The organism is Aeromonas sp. Lyrl_2, from assembly GCF_051948815.1.
Classification (GTDB): Bacteria; Pseudomonadota; Gammaproteobacteria; order Enterobacterales; family Aeromonadaceae; genus Aeromonas; species Aeromonas veronii.
This window is the reverse complement of sequence record NZ_JAYJLJ010000004.1, coordinates 116,035-130,057: the sequence shown is the minus strand read 5'-3', so window position 1 is coordinate 130,057 and position 14,023 is coordinate 116,035. Positions and strand designations below refer to the sequence as shown.

Below are 14,023 nucleotides of genomic sequence, written 5' to 3'. Positions count from 1 at the left end.
GCATTCATGAGTCACAATGTGCGCAAATTGATGCCTGGGGCGACCCGTCTGTATCGTTTCCCTGCGCTCGGTCAGAGTGGGGAAGAGGCCCGGAGCCAGCAAGAACAGTTTGAATTCGGCTATCAGCAGGGGCTGGAGCAAGGTCATGACGAAGGTTATCAAGCCGGCTATCAGCAAGGGCTGACCAGCGGCCTGCAGGAAGGCGAGAGCACCGGTTTGCAACAAGGGCAAACCCGCGGGTTTGCTCAGGGCCTTTCGGAGGGGCGAGCAGCCTTCGAACAGGCAATGGTGCCGTTTGCCAAGCTGCAAGAGCAGTGGGAGTCACTGAGCCGGGCCCGGATGGCCGAGCAGAAAGAGCTGATTGCCCAGCTGGTGGCGCAGGTGGCCAAGCGGGTCATCATGGCCGAATTCACCCTCAATCCGCAGCAGGTGATGAATCAGGTCGAGCAGGCGTTGGCTACCCTGCCGAGTGGGTCGGAAGAGCTGGTGATCTACCTCAACGAGGGAGACCGACAGCGACTCGCCGAGCAGGGGGTGACTCACTGCGAAGGGTGGCCTTTGCAAGTCGATGCAGCGCTCGGGGTAGGCGATGCCCGTATCGAAACGCGCGCTGCCGTCGTCGAGGTAAGCACCAGCTCCCGCCTGGCAACCTGTATCGAACAGCTCAACAGCTCGCTGGACGTGCCGCAAGATGCATGAAGCCTTGCAGCAGGCTCTGACCAGTGCGCTGGATAATCTGGATGAACTGCCCGCGTTTCGTCGTTTTGGCCGGTTGGTGCGAGTGACCGGTTTGACTCTCGAGGTAGTCGGTTGCCAACTGGTGATGGGGCAGCGTTGTCGTGTCAGCACGGCAAGTGGTGAACCGCTATTGGCCGAGGTAGTCGGTTTTAACCGGGATATCTCTTACCTGATGCCGCTGCAGCCGATGAGTGGCCTCTTCGCGGGGGCTCAGGTCGAACCGATCGATGGAGAAGAAACTGTTCGGCTTGGTCGTCATCTGCTGGGGCGGGTACTCGATGGACTGCTGCAGCCCCTCGACGGGCAGCCGTTACCCGACGTTGGTGACAGTGTCCCCCTGTTTGCTCTTCCCCCCAATCCACTATTGCGAACCCCGGTACGTGAACCGCTGGATGTCGGTATCCGCGCCATCAATGGCCTGCTGACTGTTGGCAAGGGCCAGCGCTTGGGGCTGTTCGCCGGCTCGGGGGTCGGCAAGAGTATGTTGCTGGGCATGATGACCCGCAATACCGCAGCCCGGATTGTGGTGGTGGGACTGATTGGTGAGCGGGGCCGTGAAGTGCGCGAATTCATCGAACACAGTCTGGGGGCGGAAGGTCTGGCTCGCGCCGTGGTCATCGCGGCGCCAGCAGATCAATCTCCCCTGATGCGGCTGCGAGCGGCCCAGCTATGCCACCGGATTGCCGAGTATTTCCGTGAGCAGGGGCAGGATGTGCTGCTGCTGATGGATTCACTGACCCGCTATGCCCAGGCGCAGCGGGAAATTGCGCTGGCTATCGGTGAACCCCCCGCGACCCGGGGCTATCCGCCCTCGGTATTCAGCATGTTGACCCAGCTGGTGGAGCGAGCCGGTAACGGCACGCATCCGGATGGCAGTCTGAGTGCTTTCTACACCGTGCTGGCGGAAGGGGATGACCAGCAGGATCCGGTGGTCGATGCGGCGCGCGCCATTCTCGATGGTCATATCGTGCTGACCCGCCGTCTTGCGGAAGAGGGCCACTATCCTGCCATCGATATCGGTGCCTCGGTCAGTCGGGTCATGCCGCAAGTCGTGCCTGCCGAATGGCAAAAGCTGGCGGTTACCTTGCGCCAGCTGTGGGGACGCTATCAGCAGGTGCGTGAGCTGCTGCCACTGGGGGGTTATCAACCCGGGGCCGATCCGCAGATGGATGAAGCTGTTCAGCGTTATCCGGGGATTGCGGCATTCTTGCAGCAAGGCTTGCATGAAGAGATTGCCTTTGACCAGGTGATGGTTGGTCTCAAGCAGGTGCTGGGGCAGGGATAAGGATTCGTTATGCTGAAGTCTTATCTGGGGTTGCAACAGGAAGAGCTGGAAAATCTTGGTGCTGAGCGTCAGCGTTTGCGGGAGCTGGCGTTGCGGGAAGAGCAGCGAGCACACAAATTGCAGGAAGTGATCTCCTCGCTGCGGCCCGGTTCCGACAAGTTTCACCCTTTGCTATGGCAAAACAAGCAACAGATGGATGGCCAGTTGCGCCGTTTGCTCTCCCATCAGGTGCAGCAATCTGCGCTGGCCAGACTGGATCTGGAGCGCCACGAAGGAGAACTTGTCCGGCAGTTCGGGCGGGTCAAGGGGCTGGAGCTATTGCTGGCACGACGTGATGATGTTGCTCGCCAGCAGCAGGAGAGGCGGGATCAGCTACAGCTGGACGAGCTGGCGAGTTTGCGTCACCTGACCCGCAAAGAGTAAGACGGAGGGTTAATCCGTGATGCTGTCCGGGTCACGATAACCTGAATCTTGTCCCAACAGCGAATGAATCGTCTCCATCTGGCCTGCCAGCAGGCGGCCATTGAGATCATTCTGGCGCAGACACTGGTGCAGCAGCTGTTCAAGCTGTTGCCATTGATTGGTTACCGTGGTGCGCAGGGGAAGTGGCAGCTTGGCTATCAGGGTGGCCATCCCCTTCTCATCGGGTTTGAGGCCCAATGTCTGCAGCTGCTGGCAGCGTAACTTTGCCTGTTGTGTCACCTTGGCCATCAGCGCTGTCTGCTGCTCGTTATGGACTTGCAGGCCATCGACATCATGGCTTGCCAGCAGTGCATGTTGGCGCAGCAACAGGGCGGTGAGTTCGGTATAGTGGCCGTAATCCTGCTGGATCCCGAGGATCAATGCCTTGACGGTGGCCTTGGTATCTACGCTCATCGGCGATGCATATCCAGAATGGCCTGACCCAGCGCATCCAGATCGATCTCCAGCTTGCCTTCACTGATGGCTTTGCGGATCTCGTTGACCTTGTCCATGTCGACGTCAGATGTGGTGGCCAGCTGGCTGCGGGCGTTGGCTACTGACTGCGCTGTGCTGCTGATCCGGGTTTCGGATGACTGTGCGGACCTGGTTTCCGGCTTGGTCGTGACATCCGGTTTGCGGCCAGGCTGGTTTTGAATATAGAGCGAGTCAGTACGGGTAATTTTCATAACATAAATTCCTGATGGTCTGTCTATGACAAGCGACCCAAGGCTTGTCGAACTTGAATCAAATTGCGATCTTGGTTCAAAAACGGGTTTCAACTTCCCCTATATCAGTCACCCATGCCTGTATCTCTTTGCCAGAGCTAAGATTTTTCACTCTGATCCCGTCGCCTATTCCGCCATTATCGAGGGCCTCCCCTCTGGTTGTGGCGGAGAACTCACCTTTCCCTGCGCGGATCAGTACCCCTTCCCCCTGTTTGACCGCCCAACTTTTTTGTAAGTCCAGCTCACCGATGAGTTGCCCGCTTCTCAGATGCCGGTTGCTTTTATGGCCCAGCAGGGAGTGATTGCTCGGGGTAAACCCGCGCTGTATGCGGCTGACATCCAGCTCTTTCTCCACCAGATCGCTGGCGCTGATGGCCTGGCCTTTTGCGATATCCCGTGCAGCAACCCAGACCGGCAACAGCAACGAGACCTCTACCCGCCCGCGCACCTGCCAGACGGGATCTGTGCATTTGATGAGATAGGGGCGTCGTCCCCAAGGTTGCCGATACTGACCACCTGCTTGTAACGAGAGTGAGTGTGAGGGGCAGGGAGGAAGGTGCTCGGCGGAAGGGGCAAGCCAGACTCGAAATTCCCCTGAGGTTGCAGGCCATCCCTGTTGGGTGATGTAGTCATCAAGACTCTGGCGGGCATCTTGTTCAAGCAACTGTTCAAGCATGGCGCTTTGCACCTGCGGGGCACCGTGCGCCAATGCGCTCAGCAGTAGCCAGAGGATGCCGCTCCATTTCCACACGGGAAGTCGCACTTCCTCATTTCTCATCTGCTTGCGGCGGATGGTGCATGGTAACCGCTTGAAACTAGGTATCTTCATGGTTGGCATGAGTCTTGATAAGGGTAACCCCGGTCTGAGTGAACGATAAAGGATGAAGCATGAGTATCTCATTTGACAGCGCCCTCGGCGTACACCCTTATGCCCTCGATGTCAGGGCGGAGCGGGCGCGTATTCTGGCGGGAAATCTGGCCAACGTGGATACACCGGGCTATCTGGCTCGGGATGTCGATTATAAGACGATTCTGGGCCGTGTCGCGCAGCAAGTTGCTGCGGGCGAGGAGAGTCAGGCCATCAGCCAGGGCGCCATGCGTGACGATATGCGTCACCCCCTCTATCGCATTCCTTATCAGGTCTCCATGGATGGCAATACCGCCGAATTGGGGGTTGAGCAGGGCAAATTTGCCAACAACGCCACCGATTTTCAGACCAGTCTCACTTTCCTCAATATGAAGATTACCGGGATCGCCAAAGCGATCGAGGGCCGTTAACCATGTCGTTCAACAAGATTTATGACATCGCCGGCAGTGCCATGCGCGCCCAGACCGTGCGGCTGGATACCGTTGCCTCCAACCTGGCCAACGTGGATAGTGCGGCCGCCAGTGAAGACGCCGCGTTTCGTGCCATCAAGCCTGTTTTTTCCACTCTCTATCAGAAGATTCAGGATGCCGATGGCCTCGGGGCTGCGTCGGTGCAAGTGGCGGGTATCGTACAGTCCGACCGTCAGGTCGAGAAACGGCTGGAGCCGACCAACCCGATGGCCGATCAGGATGGCTTTGTCTACTACTCCAACGTCAACGTGGTGGAAGAGATGGCCGACATGATGAGTGCCTCTCGCGGTTTTGAAACCTCGGTAGAGGTGATCAACCGGATCAACAGTATGCAGCAAGGTTTGCTGCGTCTTGGTCAGGGAGCCTAAGCCCATGAGTCTGCCACAGATAAGCAGTCTGGATACGGCGCGTGGTACGGGTCAGGCTGTTGCTGACCCAAAGATCGCCAGCAATGGCGCCGGTGCTGCTCAGGAAACGCAAGCCAACCAGAATAGCGGGATGCAGTTGCGTAACGAATTCCTGCAGATGATGGTGGCGCAGATCCAGAACCAGGACCCCACCAACCCCCTTGATGGTGCCCAGTATGTCGCCCAGCTGGCCCAGTTCAGCATGGTTGAAGGGGTCGAAGGGCTGAAGAAGCTTCAGTTACAGAGCAACACCAAGATGGATACCCAGCAGGTGTTGCAGAGTACCGCTTTGGTCGACAAAGAGGTCATGGTGCCGAGCAAAACCCTTAAACAACAGCAAGAGCACAAGATCCGCGGTCAAATCGAGCTGCAAGGTGCGGCGGAGCAAGTGGATCTCAAAGTGTATGACCAGCACGGCGTGCTGGTGGCCAGCAAGAGTTGGGGTGAGAGCAAGGCGGGCGGGCTGGATTATGAACTGTCCCCCCTTCCTGCCGGAGAGTACCGCTTTGAGGTCAAGGCCTCGGCGGGCAAGACCCTGGTGGCGACCAAAAATTATGTGGCGAGCAAGGTGGAACGTGTTGCTTTGCCCGGTACGGGAGAAATCATGCTGCAGGTTGCTGGTGTGGGCGATGTCCCGCTGTTCAGTGCAATCCAGTTCGGCAAATCAGCGTAATTAGAGAGGAGCGACACAGTGTCTTTCAGTATCGGATTGAGCGGCCTGCGCGCCGTAAACCAGGAATTGAGCGTTATCAGTAACAACGTGGCTAACGCCAGTACCGCAGGCTTCAAATCCAGCCGTGCCGAGTTTGCTGCTATCTATGGTGGTGGTCAGGCTGGCGGTGTCGAGATGAACAACGTCTCCCAGAACTTTGATCGCAATGGCGATGTGATGCGTACCGGCCGCGGGCTGGATCTGGCCATTTCTGGCAGTGGCTTTTTTGTGCTGAAAGATGGCAGCGGACAAACTTCCTACACCAGAGCGGGCATGTTCCAGCGTGATAGCGGTAACTACCTGACCACGGCGAGTGGTACCCGTCTGCAGGGTTATACCACTGATGACGCGGGCAAACTGCAATCTGGTGTGGTTGGGGATATTCAGGTCAAGGCGGGCAGCCTGCCAGCCAAGGCATCAGACAAGCTGGAGTTTGTGGCAAACCTAAAGGCCGATGCCAGCATAATCACCAAGCCATTTAGTGCAAAAGATTCGGAAACCTATAACTACTCCCAGACCAGCAAGGTGTATGACTCTCTCGGATCTGAGCATACCGTTACCCAGTATTTTGTAAAAACAACAGAGCCGAACAAGTGGGATGTGCATTACACCTTCAATGATGCTGATGTGACACCCGTCAGCGGTGTAAAAATGGAGTTTAGCGCTGATGGAAAGTTACTGAAAGCCCCGACAACGAGCTTGACGCTGGATCCTACCGCGAAGACGGGGGCCTCTCCCATTATATTGCAACTGGATATGAGCCGGGTTAGCCAGTATGCCTCTGACTTCAACGCAACTCGCAACCAATCCAACGGTTATACCGCAGGTGACCTGACCGGTGTACGGGTTGATGCCGATGGCGGTGTCTATGCCACCTTTACCAACGGTCAGAGCCTGTTGCAGGGCCAGGTCGTGATGGCGAACTTCACCAATCCCAATGGTCTGCTGCAGACCAACAACACCACCTGGCAACAGTCGTTCAGTTCCGGCCAGCCGGTACTGGGGGCGCCGGGAACCGGCACCATGGGCAAGCTGACCGCCGGGGCCTATGAGAGCTCAAACGTGGATCTGACCGGTGAACTGGTAAGCCTGATGACTTCTCAGCGTAACTATCAGGCCAACGCCAAGACCATCAGTTCCGCTGACAAGATGACCCAGGTTCTGTTCAACTCCTTCTAAGGGTAACCCGTGGAAAAGCTTATCTACACCGCCATGTCCGGGGCGCAACATACCTTGATGGCCCAGCAAATCCGGGCCAATAACCTGGCCAACGTCAATACCGCCGGTTTTCGGGCTGACTTTGAGCGGGTTTCTGCTTATGCCCTGACGGGCGATGGTTACCAGAGCCGGGTGATGGCCAAGGAGGAGATGGCGGGCACCAACTTCAAAGCAGGCCCTCTGATGCAGACGGGTCGCAAGCTGGATGTGGCGATTCGTGGCGAGGGTTTTCTGGCGGTGCAGACGCCTGATGGCAAAGAGGCCTATACCCGTGCTGGTAACCTGGAGGCCGATGCCGACGGGCTGTTGACCCTCAATGGCCGGCCGGTGCTGGGGGAGGGTGGCGAGCTGGTGCTGCCCGCTTATCGTGACATCAGTTTCGGCAAGGATGGCACCCTGAGCATCACTCCTCCGGGTGGGGGGGCCCGGCTCGATGTTGGCCGCCTGAAGCTGGTCAATCCGGATCCGGCCGAGCTGGTGAAAGGCCACGATGGTCTGTTCCGGATGCGTCAGGGGGGGGATGCCGAAAGCAGCGAACAGGTGGTGATGGCATCCGGCTTTCTGGAAGGGGCCAACGTCAATGCTGTGGATGAGCTGGTCAGCAGTATGTCATTGACCCGCAATTTCGAACTGCAGGTCAAGTTGATGAAAGCGGCGGATGATCAGGCTCGTCAAGGGGCCAAATTGATTTCCGGTCAGGGTTGATATTGACGATATCGGGCTGCTGTCCGATATCTGGCCACTCCTTTGTGGATTGGGCTTGATGAACAAGGTGGAATAACAATGCACGCAGCATTATGGGTCAGTAAAACAGGTCTGTCGGCACAAGATGCCAAGATGTCCAGTATCTCCAACAACCTGGCTAACGTGAACACGGTCGGCTTCAAGCGCGATCGGGTAGCGTTTGAAGATCTCTTTTATCAGGTGCAGCGCCAGCCGGGTGCTCAGCAAGATCAGCAGAATCTGGCGCCTATCGGTATTCAGATGGGTAATGGCGTGCGGGTAGTGGGTACCCAGAAGGTCTTCACCTCCGGCCAGTTCCAGAATACCAATCAGGAGCTGGATATGGCGGTGGTCGGTGCCGGTTTCTTCGGCGTCGAGCGCCCGGATGGCGAGACGGCCTATACCCGCAATGGTCAATGGCATCGCAATGCCGAGGGGCAACTGGTTAACGCGGATGGTTTGCCCATGGTGCCGCAGATCCAGATCCCCGATAACGCCACCAAGATCTCCATTGGTACCGACGGCACTGTCAGCGCATCTTTGCCGGGTCAACAAGAGAACGTCGAGCTGGGCCGTATCACCCTGACCAACTTCTCCAACCCGGCCGGTCTGGAAGCGCTTGGTGGCAACCTCTACCGTGCAACCGGCGCGTCCGGTGAGCCGATTGAAGGTGTACCGGGTGAAGAGGCGATGGGGGCTGTCAAGCAATTCACGCTGGAGAGCTCCAACGTGAACGTGGTCGAGGAGATGGTTGACATGATCACCACCCAGCGGGCTTACGAGATGAATGCCAAGGTGGTCTCTTCCGCCGACCAGATGCTCAAGTTTGTCACTCAGGCACTGTAATGATGAAGTCGATGCTGCGTTATATCTGGTTGGTATTGCTGTTGGGCGGCTGTGCCACCTATGAGCTGCAGGCACCCGAGCCGGGTGACGAGAAATGGGCGCCATCCCGTCCCAAGGTGACTGCGGCTGCGCAGGGCGAAGATGGTGGCCTCTATCGGGGCAACTACATGATGACCCTGTTTCAGGATCGGCGTGCTTACCGTGTTGGTGACATTCTCACCGTGGTGCTGGAAGAGCGTACCCAGTCGAGCAAGAAAGCCAATACCAGCATGAGCAAAAACAGCAGCATGAATGTGCCGGCCCCCTCTATTGGCGGTAAACTGCGCCCCGACTGGGGGGCCGCCCTCAGTGCGGATCGGGATTTTGATGGCGGAGCGACCTCCAGTCAGCAAAATACCCTGGCAGGTTCCATTACCGTGACCGTGGCAGAAGTGATGCCCAACGGAGTGCTGGGGATCCGCGGTGAAAAGTGGATCCGTCTCAATCAGGGGGATGAGTATATCCGCTTGGGCGGCATGGTTCGGGTTGAAGATATTGACCAGAGCAACCGTATCTCGTCCCAGCGCATTGCCGATGCCCGCATCACCTACGCCGGTCGCGGTGCCCTCGCCGACAGTAACCAGATGGGGTGGCTGGGCCGCTTCTTTAGCTCGGCGTTTGCGCCATTTTGAGGAATCACATGAACAGATGGTTTATCGCCCTGCTGTGTCTCTGCTTGCCCTGGGTTAGTCAGGCTGCCGCACCGGCCAAACGAGCCTTGCTGGATATTGCCGATGTGCAGGGGCTGAGAACCAACCAGCTGGTGGGTTATGGTCTGGTGGTCGGTCTCTCCGGGACCGGTGACAAAAGCCAGGTCAAATTTACCGGCCAATCCATGGCCAACATGCTCAAGCAGTTTGGCGTGCAGTTACCGGACGATCTCGATCCCAAGCTCAAGAACGTGGCAGCCGTTTCGGTCCAAGCCACGCTACCAGCCTTGGCTGGCAAGGGGCAGTTGCTCGATGTAACCGTGACTTCCATTGGTGATGCCAAGAGTTTGCGTGGTGGTTCTCTGTTGCTGACCCCCCTGCGTGGTATCGACGGTGAAGTCTATGCCGTGGCGCAGGGCAATCTGGTTGTCGCCGGTGTGAAAGCGGAAGGGCAATCAGGTTCATCGGTCACGATTAACGTGCCGACAGCCGGGATTATTCCCAACGGTGCCACCATCGAACGAGAGGTGGTCAGCAATTTTGCCGAAAAGCCGGAAGTGACCCTCAATTTGCACCAACCCAACTTCAAGACAGCCCGCAATGTGGAGCGCGCCATTAACCATCAGCTGGGGCCGGTCGCCCGAGCGGTGAGTGCCGGGCGGGTTCAGGTTGCTGCTCCCAGGGACGAGAGTCAGCGCATCGCGTTTATGGCACTGTTGGAAGATATAAAGGTGGATCCGGGTCAGGAGCGGCCGAAGGTGGTCTTCAACAGTCGAACCGGTACTGTGGTGATGGGGCTGGGGGTCAAGGTTCACAAAGCTGCCGTCAGTCATGGCAGTCTGACGGTGACGATTGGCGAGAGTCAGACGGTCAGTCAGCCCAACGCCTTCTCCAACGGGCAGACCACGACGACCCCCAATTCCAAGATCCAGGTCGATCGGGAACGTAACAACATGTTTGTCTGGCCGGATGGCACTTCCTTGGAAGTGATCGTCAAGGCTGTCAACTCACTCGGGGCAACCCCTGATGATGTTATGGCCATCTTGCAAGCGCTCAATGAGGCTGGCGCCCTCGAAGGTGAGTTGGTGGTTATCTAAGGATTATCATGACCAGAATTAGCTCGGATCCCGGTTTTTATCAGGATCTCAATGAATTGCAGCAAATCAAAAGCAACCCGGATCAGCGTGCCGCGCTGGATGCTGCAGCCGGTCAGTTTGAAGTCAGTTTTCTGCAAACCGTGCTCAAACATATGCGCTCGGCGACGGATGCCCTGCAGGATGAGGACGACAAGATCATCAAGGGACAATCCCTCTATCGCGATATGTATGACAGCCAGTTGGCGATGAGCATGGTCAAACGTGGTGGCATCGGTCTGCGGGAGCAGATGGTCAACCAGCTGGCTCCGTCATTAAAGAATCCGGACGGGGTGGTCGCTTCAGAGCAGCAGACCCTGGCTGCGTTCAGCCAGCCTCTCAACTCGGTAAAAATGAAGAAGGTTGACTGATGTCACTGCTCAATATCGGCGCCAGCGGACTAAATGCAGCCCAGATTGCATTGAACCTGACCGCCCAGAATATCGCGAACGTCAATACCATCGGGTATAGCCGTCAGGAAGCCATGATGGGCAGTCTGTCCGGTTTCGGGCGGTTGGATAATGGTGCCGGTGTCGAGGTGACAGGGGTACGCAGGGTAACGGATGACTATCTGGTTGCTCAACACTGGCGTAGCCGTTCGGCCACCGGTTCTTCTTATGCCTTTCATCAGTACATCAATACGACAGAGCAGTTGCTGGGCAGTGAGTCGATGAATATCGCAAAAGGGCTCGACAGCTTTTTTGCCTCGCTCAGTGCTGCGCTCGACAGTCCGGAAACCCCGGCACAGCGCAGCCAGATCGTCAGCTCGGCTGGGGCGCTCGCCAACCGCTTTACCCAGCTGGACGAGAGCCTGGTTACCCAGGAAAAACAGATCGACGATCAGTTGAGCAGCACTGTTTCCCAAGTGAACAGCTACCTGTCACAACTGGCCGAATTGAATGTCCAGATTGGCGATCAAGCCGCCAAGGGAGTCAATACCTCAGCGCTGGAAGATAGTCGCGAACAGGTTGTTCGTGAGTTGTCGACCTATATGGAAGTGCGGGTAAATCGTCAGAGTGACGGCGCTTTCGCGATCAGCCTGCCGCAAGGACAGCCGCTGGTGTTGGGGGGAAGCAGCAGTACTCTCGCGCTTGCTGGCGATAAACTCAGCCTCGCTTTCGGTGGTCAGACGTTTGAAGTTCCTAAATTGCACGGTGGTTCGCTGGCGGGTGTGATGGATTATCGCACCACAGTATTGCGACCGACCAGAGAGGCGCTGAATCAGATAGCGGGCAAGCTCGCAAAGGATTTCAATGATAAACAGGCCGGTGGTTTTGACCTTCATGGAGTAACCGGGAAACGGCTATTCGCTTTTGACGAAACAAAAGATATCCATGGTAACTACATCAATGCGTTGGGAACATTGCGGGTGGCTGATGGTTTTACCGGAGACGACCTGGCTTTTGCCAAGGCCGGTGGTGGCAAGGGCGATAACCGCAACCTGCAGGACCTGCTGACGATAAAAAATGGCCAATACGATGCCTATAGTGCCCTGCTTGGCAAGATGGCGGTGCAGAGCGGGCAGGCGAAAGCGAGCATGCAGGCCGATGCCAATATGGAAAAACAGATGGCGGCCAAGCTGAGCAGTGTCAGCGGGGTGAATACCGATGAGGAAGGGGTGAAAGTCATGGCTTACACCAAGGCTTATCAGGCCAATGCCAAGGTGATCAGCACCTCGGAACAACTCTTCAATTCCATTCTGAATATGTTCTGAGGAGGGTGACCATGCGCATCAGTACCAACCAGATCCAGCTCAGCATGCTAGACAATTTGCAGCATGGCTTCGGTGAATATGCCCGGCTTGATCGCCAAATCTCCACGCAAAAACGCATTCTTCAGCCCTCTGATGATCCTGTTGGCAGTGTGCAACTGCTGGGCTTGCAGAAAGAGCAGGTGGCGATGGCGCAGTACCAGAAAAATATTGCCAACGCCAAGAGCCAGCTCTCTCAAGGGGAGCTTCAGTTTGAAACCATGACCAACATGCTGATGCGGTTGCGGGAGTTGACCCAGACAGCTGCAACAGGCTCTTTGTCGGATGCGGATCGTAAAGCGGTAGCCAGCGAGGTCGCCATTATCAAGGATGGTCTGCTGGATCTGGCCAATGCGCGTAACGAGAGTGGCTCCAGCCTCTTTACCGGTAGCAAGGTTGATCAGACTGCATTGGTCAAGGTGACTGACCCTACAGCTGCTGATTTTGGGAGCTATAAGTACAACGGCGATGGTCTAATTCGCGATGTCAGTATTGCCAATGGCGTCACTGTGGGCTTGAACCAGACGGCTGACCAGCTGTTTCTGAAGCCTGACGATTTTTTCAAACGACTCGATAGCATGGTGACGGCAATTAATGACGCAGCACCTGACGCCGTCGATCAAGCCCGAGCCATGCTCGGCCGCAGCCAGACGCTGCAAGATAGTATCAGCCAGGCGGTGAGCACGATTGGTGCCCGGATCAATCTGCTGGATCAGATTGACGAGAGCCATGCCGAGAAAGGTGTCTATAGCAAGGAAGTGAGCAACCAGATAGAGTCGCTGGATTATGCCGAGGCCGCGACCCGACAGGCCCATGTCCTGATGGCATTACAGGTGCAACAGCAAGCTTTTGCCAAGGTTAATGGCCTTAGCCTGTTCAACTACATGCCGTAACGAGTGAAGGAGTCATGATGCAGATCCAGCAAACCCGTCTTGGGGGCGTTGCCGAGGCGCAGGCAAAGCCCAAGTTGCAGGGCCGCGCAACTGCACAGGCTCACACTCCGGAAAATCGAAAGCAGAACGAGCGCCACCCCAATATTATCCGGATGGATAGATGGGCCCTGATCGGCGCAGCGCAACAGCGCATTGCCCATGCTCAGGGTGGGGAACAAGCACTCAATCAGGTTTGGGGTGAATTGAAGCGGCTGGAACGCCAGTTGGGTCAGCGTGAGCTGGCCAGCAGTGACGTTGCCAACCGCTTAAAAATGCTGGAAGAGAAAGTCACCCAACCAAGAGGCCCTTTGACTGATGAGCTCAAGCCCAGACTTCTTGCGTCACCTCAGGAGCTGCGCACCCGGTTCAGTGCCGAGCATCTGGATTTATTAAGCGCCAAAAATAGCACTGAGCGACTGGTGTTTTCTTTCCCCCAAAGCAGTAGTGCGGTGGAGGTGACCATCCCGGCCGGAGCGCGAGAGGGGGAGGTCGCAACCATACTCGATCGGGCGCTGCGTAAAGAGCATATCCGGGCTCGGCTGAATGAGCTGGGCAAGCTGGAGCTCTCTGTCGCTGAACCCCATCGTCGCAAACTGGATGAGCCGATACTGATCCGGGGCGAGGGGATTCGTATTCCGGCAGGCAACCCGATCCCGGTGCAGTTCAAGCCCAGGGCCGGAGCGCTGACTCACATGGCCGAAGGGATTGCCAAAGGGGAGATCCGTCAGGAGCGGCAGCGGCTGCAAAAAGTGCTTGGCGAGATTGAGCAATCGGTTCGGGAGTTGAAACAGTTTCGCCAGAAGATGGTGCTGCAACTGGACAAGGTCAAGGCTCGCAGTCAGAACCTGAAACAGGAGGAGCTGGCACAGTTGCAATCCTCTCTGGCCGCCCGCCTCTCACAAGGCGGCTATATGGGCACCATGTCCGGTCTGCTGGCGCAGGCCAACGTCACTCGGCAAGGGGTGGTTGCGTTACTCACTTGATAGCGCTGACCTGTCTCATCGTTAAAAAACCGCACAAGCTGACTTGTGCGGTTTTTTTATCTCTGTGATGCCCTCTTGTGCC

18 protein-coding genes are annotated in these 14,023 nt (G+C 56.9%); 15 read left to right on the top strand and 3 right to left on the bottom strand.

The window, feature by feature from the left end; all coding sequences use genetic code 11:
* The first annotated feature begins 6 nt into the window (after positions 1 to 6).
* The 3 genes from lfiH to lfiJ are packed head-to-tail and all read left to right on the top strand — an operon-like array spanning position 7 to position 2,446.
* Positions 7 to 699 carry a lateral flagellar assembly protein FliH gene (gene lfiH / locus VF684_RS04870; protein ID WP_139440296.1) on the top strand — a complete coding sequence of 231 codons (693 nt, stop codon included), beginning with the start codon at positions 7 to 9 and terminating at the stop codon, positions 697 to 699.
* On the top strand, positions 692 to 2,023 hold the full coding sequence (gene lfiI / locus VF684_RS04865; protein ID WP_139440295.1) for a lateral flagellar FliI-like assembly ATPase LfiI: 1,332 nt from the start codon (positions 692 to 694) through the stop codon (positions 2,021 to 2,023). The genes lfiH and lfiI overlap by 8 nt, the downstream gene beginning before the upstream one ends.
* A gap of 9 nt (positions 2,024 to 2,032) precedes the next feature.
* Positions 2,033 to 2,446: a lateral flagellar protein LfiJ gene (gene lfiJ / locus VF684_RS04860; RefSeq protein WP_019444820.1), complete on the top strand. Its 414-nt coding sequence runs from the start codon at positions 2,033 to 2,035 to the stop codon at positions 2,444 to 2,446.
* Between the two features lie 9 nt (positions 2,447 to 2,455).
* Here the strand turns inward: lfiJ and VF684_RS04855 are convergent, their stop codons facing one another.
* The 3 genes from VF684_RS04855 to flgA all read right to left on the bottom strand — a co-directional run bounded on the left by VF684_RS04855 (position 2,456) and on the right by flgA (position 3,886).
* Complete coding sequence (locus tag VF684_RS04855) at positions 2,456 to 2,899, bottom strand: flagellar protein FlgN (protein ID WP_111899825.1); 444 nt, start codon at positions 2,897 to 2,899, stop codon at positions 2,456 to 2,458.
* Positions 2,896 to 3,171 carry a flagellar biosynthesis anti-sigma factor FlgM gene (gene flgM / locus VF684_RS04850; protein ID WP_043821914.1) on the bottom strand — a complete coding sequence of 92 codons (276 nt, stop codon included), beginning with the start codon at positions 3,169 to 3,171 and terminating at the stop codon, positions 2,896 to 2,898. The genes VF684_RS04855 and flgM overlap by 4 nt, the downstream gene beginning before the upstream one ends.
* Before the next feature lie 76 nt (positions 3,172 to 3,247).
* Positions 3,248 to 3,886, bottom strand: coding sequence for a flagellar basal body P-ring formation chaperone FlgA (gene flgA, locus VF684_RS04845; protein ID WP_275065859.1), 639 nt, complete (start codon positions 3,884 to 3,886; stop codon positions 3,248 to 3,250).
* Between the two features lie 212 nt (positions 3,887 to 4,098).
* On the opposite strand from flgA, the gene lfgB reads away from it, so the two are divergent.
* The 12 genes from lfgB to VF684_RS04785 all read left to right on the top strand — a co-directional run bounded on the left by lfgB (position 4,099) and on the right by VF684_RS04785 (position 13,941).
* Positions 4,099 to 4,488, top strand: coding sequence for a lateral flagellar basal body rod protein LfgB (gene lfgB, locus VF684_RS04840; RefSeq protein ID WP_019444816.1), 390 nt, complete (start codon positions 4,099 to 4,101; stop codon positions 4,486 to 4,488).
* A 2-nt stretch (positions 4,489 to 4,490) separates the two neighbouring features.
* Complete coding sequence (gene flgCL, locus VF684_RS04835) at positions 4,491 to 4,916, top strand: lateral flagellar basal body rod protein FlgCL (RefSeq protein WP_019444815.1); 426 nt, start codon at positions 4,491 to 4,493, stop codon at positions 4,914 to 4,916.
* Between the two features lie 4 nt (positions 4,917 to 4,920).
* Entirely contained in the window at positions 4,921 to 5,628 is a 708-nt protein-coding gene (locus VF684_RS04830; protein ID WP_047438693.1) for a flagellar hook assembly protein FlgD, read from the top strand.
* Between the two features lie 18 nt (positions 5,629 to 5,646).
* Entirely contained in the window at positions 5,647 to 6,846 is a 1,200-nt protein-coding gene (gene flgEL, locus VF684_RS04825) for a lateral flagellar hook protein FlgEL (RefSeq protein ID WP_005336214.1), read from the top strand.
* Between the two features lie 9 nt (positions 6,847 to 6,855).
* The gene (gene lfgF, locus VF684_RS04820) at positions 6,856 to 7,590 is read left to right on the top strand and encodes a lateral flagellar basal-body rod protein LfgF (protein ID WP_100646884.1); all 735 of its coding nucleotides are present in this window, start codon (positions 6,856 to 6,858) and stop codon (positions 7,588 to 7,590) included.
* Between the two features lie 78 nt (positions 7,591 to 7,668).
* Entirely contained in the window at positions 7,669 to 8,454 is a 786-nt protein-coding gene (gene lfgG, locus VF684_RS04815) for a lateral flagellar basal-body rod protein LfgG (protein WP_127006221.1), read from the top strand.
* The gene (flgH, locus tag VF684_RS04810) at positions 8,454 to 9,125 is read left to right on the top strand and encodes a flagellar basal body L-ring protein FlgH (protein ID WP_047438686.1); all 672 of its coding nucleotides are present in this window, start codon (positions 8,454 to 8,456) and stop codon (positions 9,123 to 9,125) included. The genes lfgG and flgH overlap by 1 nt, the downstream gene beginning before the upstream one ends.
* A gap of 8 nt (positions 9,126 to 9,133) precedes the next feature.
* Positions 9,134 to 10,240 (top strand): lateral flagellar basal body P-ring FlgIL, encoded by a 1,107-nt coding sequence (gene fgIL / locus VF684_RS04805; protein WP_440173845.1) that lies wholly within the window; start codon positions 9,134 to 9,136, stop codon positions 10,238 to 10,240.
* A gap of 8 nt (positions 10,241 to 10,248) precedes the next feature.
* Positions 10,249 to 10,647 (top strand): rod-binding protein, encoded by a 399-nt coding sequence (locus tag VF684_RS04800; protein ID WP_019444809.1) that lies wholly within the window; start codon positions 10,249 to 10,251, stop codon positions 10,645 to 10,647.
* Entirely contained in the window at positions 10,647 to 11,990 is a 1,344-nt protein-coding gene (lfgK, locus tag VF684_RS04795) for a lateral flagellar hook-associated protein LfgK (RefSeq protein ID WP_047438681.1), read from the top strand. Before VF684_RS04800 ends, lfgK begins: the two co-directional genes overlap by 1 nt.
* Positions 11,991 to 12,001: 11 nt before the next feature.
* A complete protein-coding gene (lfgL, locus tag VF684_RS04790; protein WP_118854518.1) occupies positions 12,002 to 12,919 on the top strand; it encodes a lateral flagellar hook-associated protein LfgL in 918 nt (305 codons plus the stop codon).
* A 14-nt stretch (positions 12,920 to 12,933) separates the two neighbouring features.
* Positions 12,934 to 13,941: a hypothetical protein gene (locus VF684_RS04785; protein WP_440173842.1), complete on the top strand. Its 1,008-nt coding sequence runs from the start codon at positions 12,934 to 12,936 to the stop codon at positions 13,939 to 13,941.
* The last annotated feature ends 82 nt before the right edge of the window (positions 13,942 to 14,023 follow it).

Excerpts from the sequence above, each read along its gene's own strand:
- VF684_RS04785 (WP_440173842.1), top strand. The coding sequence starts at position 12,934 with ATGATGCAGATCCAGCAAACCCGTCTTGGGGGCGTTGCCGAGGCGCAG.
- flgH (WP_047438686.1), top strand. The coding sequence starts at position 8,454 with ATGATGAAGTCGATGCTGCGTTATATCTGGTTGGTATTGCTGTTGGGC.
- VF684_RS04830 (WP_047438693.1), top strand. The coding sequence starts at position 4,921 with ATGAGTCTGCCACAGATAAGCAGTCTGGATACGGCGCGTGGTACGGGT.
- lfiI (WP_139440295.1), top strand. The coding sequence starts at position 692 with ATGCATGAAGCCTTGCAGCAGGCTCTGACCAGTGCGCTGGATAATCTG.
- flgCL (WP_019444815.1), top strand. The coding sequence starts at position 4,491 with ATGTCGTTCAACAAGATTTATGACATCGCCGGCAGTGCCATGCGCGCC.
- lfiJ (WP_019444820.1), top strand. The coding sequence starts at position 2,033 with ATGCTGAAGTCTTATCTGGGGTTGCAACAGGAAGAGCTGGAAAATCTT.
- fgIL (WP_440173845.1), top strand. The coding sequence starts at position 9,134 with ATGAACAGATGGTTTATCGCCCTGCTGTGTCTCTGCTTGCCCTGGGTT.
- VF684_RS04800 (WP_019444809.1), top strand. The coding sequence starts at position 10,249 with ATGACCAGAATTAGCTCGGATCCCGGTTTTTATCAGGATCTCAATGAA.
- lfgB (WP_019444816.1), top strand. The coding sequence starts at position 4,099 with ATGAGTATCTCATTTGACAGCGCCCTCGGCGTACACCCTTATGCCCTC.
- lfgG (WP_127006221.1), top strand. The coding sequence starts at position 7,669 with ATGCACGCAGCATTATGGGTCAGTAAAACAGGTCTGTCGGCACAAGAT.
- lfgK (WP_047438681.1), top strand. The coding sequence starts at position 10,647 with ATGTCACTGCTCAATATCGGCGCCAGCGGACTAAATGCAGCCCAGATT.
- flgM (WP_043821914.1), bottom strand. The coding sequence starts at position 3,171 with ATGAAAATTACCCGTACTGACTCGCTCTATATTCAAAACCAGCCTGGC.
- lfiH (WP_139440296.1), top strand. The coding sequence starts at position 7 with ATGAGTCACAATGTGCGCAAATTGATGCCTGGGGCGACCCGTCTGTAT.
- VF684_RS04855 (WP_111899825.1), bottom strand. The coding sequence starts at position 2,899 with ATGAGCGTAGATACCAAGGCCACCGTCAAGGCATTGATCCTCGGGATC.
- flgA (WP_275065859.1), bottom strand. The coding sequence starts at position 3,886 with ATGCTTGAACAGTTGCTTGAACAAGATGCCCGCCAGAGTCTTGATGAC.
- lfgL (WP_118854518.1), top strand. The coding sequence starts at position 12,002 with ATGCGCATCAGTACCAACCAGATCCAGCTCAGCATGCTAGACAATTTG.